The sequence below is a fragment of the Acinetobacter johnsonii ANC 3681 genome, assembly GCF_000368805.1.
Taxonomy (GTDB): domain Bacteria; phylum Pseudomonadota; class Gammaproteobacteria; order Pseudomonadales; family Moraxellaceae; genus Acinetobacter; species Acinetobacter johnsonii.
In genome coordinates, this window is sequence record NZ_KB849702.1 from 48,526 (window position 1) to 54,525 (window position 6,000).

2 tRNA genes and 2 rRNA genes are annotated in these 6,000 nt (G+C 47.0%); all 4 read left to right on the forward strand.

What is annotated here, in order from left to right:
- Nucleotides 1-833 precede the first annotated feature (833 nt).
- The 4 genes from F946_RS00230 (at nucleotide 834) to F946_RS00245 (ending at nucleotide 5,929) form a co-directional block, all read left to right on the forward strand.
- Nucleotides 834-2,371 (forward strand): 16S ribosomal RNA (locus F946_RS00230).
- 61 nt (nucleotides 2,372-2,432) lie between these two features.
- Nucleotides 2,433-2,509, forward strand: a tRNA-Ile gene (locus F946_RS00235).
- 68 nt (nucleotides 2,510-2,577) lie between these two features.
- Nucleotides 2,578-2,653: transfer RNA gene (locus tag F946_RS00240), tRNA-Ala, on the forward strand.
- Between the two features lie 382 nt (nucleotides 2,654-3,035).
- Nucleotides 3,036-5,929, forward strand: a 23S ribosomal RNA gene (locus F946_RS00245).
- Together the 16S and 23S rRNA genes with 2 tRNA genes alongside form the textbook arrangement of a ribosomal RNA operon.
- The last annotated feature ends 71 nt before the right edge of the window (nucleotides 5,930-6,000 follow it).

Sequence of the window (6,000 nt, forward strand, 5' to 3'; positions counted from 1 at the left end):
CAGCTTTACAGGTATATAGCACTGCGTTTTCTACTTATATCCAGATGCTTCGTATCATCAAGCTTTATCGTGGCTGTTATTTCAGCTCTGTCTTGAATTATCTTGACCATGGTATAGATAGAAGAGGGCTTTGCTATTACGCGAATGAAATAAAAACAGACTAAGCATTCCATTCTTACTAAATATTAGGTGCTTTTATAGCGATGTGGCAGTTTTTCAGCTTAGGCGCGTATTAAATATAAAAGAACTACGTCTTTAGAAAGATGATTTATCAAAAATACAGAGATGAAAGAAATACAGAGTGATTTTAAGTCTGAAAACGTTATTAGAAGATTGATAAGACTCATCCTAAAGAAAAAATAAATGTTAAGGCTTAAATTTTAAGCTTAAAAGACTTTTAAAGATTGGAAATGAAAGGCTCATATTGAAAGAAATAAGAGAAAAAATGATAAATATGATCAAAAAATAGATGAAAAATACGGTTTTTCTTAAATTTTGTAGAAAAAACCAACGCCCGTTTCAAATAAGTGAATTTGGGGGTTGCAAAGCTTTAGAAATCCTCTAGAATGCACCCCATACCGACGAGATAGACGGAAACGAACGAAGCACGAAGTGCTGAGTTGTTAAGTATATTGAGTCCAGCTTCTAGCACTGACGAGGTGTTAGAAAGATCATTAAGAGATTATGAAGAACAACTTGTGTGGATTTTTACTGATTGATCGATCGAAAATATTTCATTGATTGAAGGTAAAAATTACTCGAAGTTTATTTGAGAAATATTTGTCAGAAAATTGATGAGCCAAGATTTGTAGCCATAAGCTACTAATGATTTTTAACTGAAGAGTTTGATCATGGCTCAGATTGAACGCTGGCGGCAGGCTTAACACATGCAAGTCGAGCGGGGAGATGTAGCTTGCTACATTTCCTAGCGGCGGACGGGTGAGTAATGCTTAGGAATCTGCCTATTAGTGGGGGACAACATTCCGAAAGGAATGCTAATACCGCATACGCCCTACGGGGGAAAGCAGGGGATCTTCGGACCTTGCGCTAATAGATGAGCCTAAGTCAGATTAGCTAGTTGGTGGGGTAAAGGCCTACCAAGGCGACGATCTGTAGCGGGTCTGAGAGGATGATCCGCCACACTGGGACTGAGACACGGCCCAGACTCCTACGGGAGGCAGCAGTGGGGAATATTGGACAATGGGCGAAAGCCTGATCCAGCCATGCCGCGTGTGTGAAGAAGGCCTTTTGGTTGTAAAGCACTTTAAGCGAGGAGGAGGCTACCGAGATTAATACTCTTGGATAGTGGACGTTACTCGCAGAATAAGCACCGGCTAACTCTGTGCCAGCAGCCGCGGTAATACAGAGGGTGCGAGCGTTAATCGGATTTACTGGGCGTAAAGCGTGCGTAGGCGGCTTTTTAAGTCGGATGTGAAATCCCTGAGCTTAACTTAGGAATTGCATTCGATACTGGGAAGCTAGAGTATGGGAGAGGATGGTAGAATTCCAGGTGTAGCGGTGAAATGCGTAGAGATCTGGAGGAATACCGATGGCGAAGGCAGCCATCTGGCCTAATACTGACGCTGAGGTACGAAAGCATGGGGAGCAAACAGGATTAGATACCCTGGTAGTCCATGCCGTAAACGATGTCTACTAGCCGTTGGGGCCTTTGAGGCTTTAGTGGCGCAGCTAACGCGATAAGTAGACCGCCTGGGGAGTACGGTCGCAAGACTAAAACTCAAATGAATTGACGGGGGCCCGCACAAGCGGTGGAGCATGTGGTTTAATTCGATGCAACGCGAAGAACCTTACCTGGTCTTGACATAGTAAGAACTTTCCAGAGATGGATTGGTGCCTTCGGGAACTTACATACAGGTGCTGCATGGCTGTCGTCAGCTCGTGTCGTGAGATGTTGGGTTAAGTCCCGCAACGAGCGCAACCCTTTTCCTTATTTGCCAGCGGGTTAAGCCGGGAACTTTAAGGATACTGCCAGTGACAAACTGGAGGAAGGCGGGGACGACGTCAAGTCATCATGGCCCTTACGACCAGGGCTACACACGTGCTACAATGGTCGGTACAAAGGGTTGCTACCTAGCGATAGGATGCTAATCTCAAAAAGCCGATCGTAGTCCGGATTGGAGTCTGCAACTCGACTCCATGAAGTCGGAATCGCTAGTAATCGCGGATCAGAATGCCGCGGTGAATACGTTCCCGGGCCTTGTACACACCGCCCGTCACACCATGGGAATTTGTTGCACCAGAAGTAGGTAGTCTAACCGCAAGGAGGACGCTTACCACGGTGTGGCCGATGACTGGGGTGAAGTCGTAACAAGGTAGCCGTAGGGGAACCTGCGGCTGGATCACCTCCTTAACGAAAGATTGACGATTGGTAAGAATCCACAACAAGTTGTTCTTCATGACGATGTATCTGAGGGTCTGTAGCTCAGTTGGTTAGAGCACACGCTTGATAAGCGTGGGGTCACAAGTTCAAGTCTTGTCAGACCCACCAAATCTGACTAACAAGCATTATTAAATGCTGAATACAGAAAAGCAGAGACATTGACTTATTGATAAGCTGGGGACTTAGCTTAGTTGGTAGAGCGCCTGCTTTGCACGCAGGAGGTCAGGAGTTCGACTCTCCTAGTCTCCACCAAATTTCAAGACAAGAAAAGCATGCTTTTCCTTGAAATTTAAGCAAGAAGCTATGCTTCGCGCAGATAGGTTGGATTACAGAAATTAGTAAGTAGATAACTTATTAACTTCTGTGATTTATCACAGTTTCCTGACCTGACGAAGGCTGGAAAAATCATTAACAGAATATATTTGAGTTGAAATAATTTGTTCATACTCGTTTTAGTTAACTTAACAAGCAATTGTTAACGTTGAATGAAATGAGTTACTAGCGAAATTAACTGAATCAAGCGTTTTGGTATGTGAATTGAATTGAAGCTGTACGGTGCTTAAGTGCACAGTACTTCAAACTGTAATGTTGAACGTTCTCACTTGTAGGAACGATCGACTGTTTGGGGTTGTATAGTCAAGTAATTAAGTGCATGTGGTGGATGCCTTGGCAGTCAGAGGCGATGAAAGACGTAATAGCCTGCGATAAGCTCCGGGGAGGCGGCAAATATCCTGTGATCCGGAGATTTCTGAATGGGGAAACCCACCTGTCATAAGGCAGGTATCGTATGATGAATACATAGTCATACGAGGCGAACGAGGGGAAGTGAAACATCTCAGTACCCTTAGGAAAAGAAATCAATTGAGATTCCCTCAGTAGCGGCGAGCGAACGGGGAAAAGCCCATTAAGTCATATAAGTTCTAGTGGAATGCTCTGGGAAGTGCAACCATAGTGGGTGATAGTCCTGTACACGAAAGGGCTTATATGATGATGTCGAGTAGGGCGGGGCACGTGAAACCTTGTCTGAATATGGGGGGACCATCCTCCAAGGCTAAATACTCCTGACTGACCGATAGTGAACCAGTACCGTGAGGGAAAGGCGAAAAGAACCCCTGTGAGGGGAGTGAAATAGATCCTGAAACCGCATGCATACAAGCAGTGGGAGCCGACTTGTTCGGTGACTGCGTACCTTTTGTATAATGGGTCAGCGACTTACATTCAGTAGCAAGGTTAACCGCATAGGGGAGCCGTAGAGAAATCGAGTCTTAATAGGGCGTTTAGTTGCTGGGTGTAGACCCGAAACCGGGTGATCTATCCATGAGCAGGTTGAAGGTTGGGTAACACTAACTGGAGGACCGAACCCACTGTCGTTGAAAAGCCAGGGGATGACTTGTGGATAGGGGTGAAAGGCTAATCAAACTCGGTGATAGCTGGTTCTCCCCGAAAGCTATTTAGGTAGCGCCTCGGACGAATACCATTGGGGGTAGAGCACTGTTTCGGCTAGGGGGTCATCCCGACTTACCAAACCGATGCAAACTCCGAATACCAATGAGTACTATCCGGGAGACAGACTGCGGGTGCTAACGTCCGTAGTCAAGAGGAAAACAATCCAGACCGCCAGCTAAGGCCCCAAAATTATAGTTAAGTGGGAAACGATGTGGGAAGGCATAGACAGCTAGGAGGTTGGCTTAGAAGCAGCCACCCTTTAAAGAAAGCGTAATAGCTCACTAGTCGAGTCGGCCTGCGCGGAAGATGTAACGGGGCTAAAACTATATGCCGAAGCTGCGGATTTGCAATTTATTGCAAGTGGTAGGGGAGCGTTCTGTAAGCCGATGAAGGTGTATTGAGAAGTATGCTGGAGGTATCAGAAGTGCGAATGCTGACGTGAGTAACGACAATGCGAGTGAAAAACTCGCACGCTGAAAGACCAAGGGTTCCAGTCCAACGTTAATCGGGGCTGGGTGAGTCGACCCCTAAGGCGAGGCCGAGAGGCGTAGTCGATGGGAAATTGGTTAATATTCCAATACTTCTATGTAATGCGATGAGAGGACGGAGAAGGTTAAGTCAGCCTGGCGTTGGTTGTCCAGGTGGAAGGTTGTAGGCATGTATCTTAGGCAAATCCGGGGTACTCTATGCTGAGAACTGATAGCAAGCTGTACTTGTACAGTGAAGTGGCTGATACCATGCTTCCAGGAAAAGTCTCTAAGCTTCAGTTACATAGGAATCGTACCCGAAACCGACACAGGTGGTCAGGTCGAGTAGACCAAAGCGCTTGAGAGAACTCTGCTGAAGGAACTAGGCAAAATGGTACCGTAACTTCGGGAGAAGGTACGCTGCCGACGGTGATAGGATTTACTCCTTGAGCTATTGGCAGCCACAGAAACCAGGCCCCTGCAACTGTTTATTAAAAACATAGCACTCTGCAAACACGAAAGTGGACGTATAGGGTGTGATGCCTGCCCGGTGCTGGAAGGTTAATTGATGGGGTTAGCGTAAGCGAAGCTCTTGATCGAAGCCCCAGTAAACGGCGGCCGTAACTATAACGGTCCTAAGGTAGCGAAATTCCTTGTCGGGTAAGTTCCGACCTGCACGAATGGCATAATGATGGGGGCGCTGTCTCCAGCAGAGACTCAGTGAAATCGAATTCGCCGTGAAGATGCGGTGTACCCGCGGCTAGACGGAAAGACCCCGTGAACCTTTACTGCAGCTTGACATTGAACTTTGATCTTACTTGTGTAGGATAGGTGGGAGGCTTTGAAACCGAGACGCTAGTTTCGGTGGAGCCAATCTTGAAATACCACCCTGGTAATATTGAGGTTCTAACTCTGTCCCGTTATCCGGGACGAGGACCATGTCTGGTGGGTAGTTTGACTGGGGCGGTCTCCTCCTAAAGAGTAACGGAGGAGTACGAAGGTGCGCTCAGCGTGGTCGGAAATCACGCGTAGAGTATAAAGGCAAAAGCGCGCTTAACTGCGAGACCCACAAGTCGAGCAGGTACGAAAGTAGGTCTTAGTGATCCGGTGGTTCTGTATGGAAGGGCCATCGCTCAACGGATAAAAGGTACTCTGGGGATAACAGGCTGATACCGCCCAAGAGTTCATATCGACGGCGGTGTTTGGCACCTCGATGTCGGCTCATCTCATCCTGGGGCTGAAGCAGGTCCCAAGGGTATGGCTGTTCGCCATTTAAAGAGGTACGCGAGCTGGGTTTAGAACGTCGTGAGACAGTTCGGTCCCTATCTACCGTGGGCGTTGGAAATTTGAGAGGATCTGCTCCTAGTACGAGAGGACCAGAGTGGACGAACCTCTGGTGTACCGGTTGTGACGCCAGTCGCATCGCCGGGTAGCTATGTTCGGAAGGGATAACCGCTGAAAGCATCTAAGCGGGAAGCCTACCTCAAGATAAGATTTCCCTAGGACTTTATGTCCTCTAAAGAGCCGTTGAAGACTACGACGTTGATAGGTTGGATGTGGAAGCATAGTGATATGTGAAGCTGACCAATACTAATTGCTCGTGAGGCTTGACTATACAACACCCAAACAGTTGGTGTTGTGGTTCAAATCACTGCAAACAACTTGATTTAGTTATAAAGCTAGATA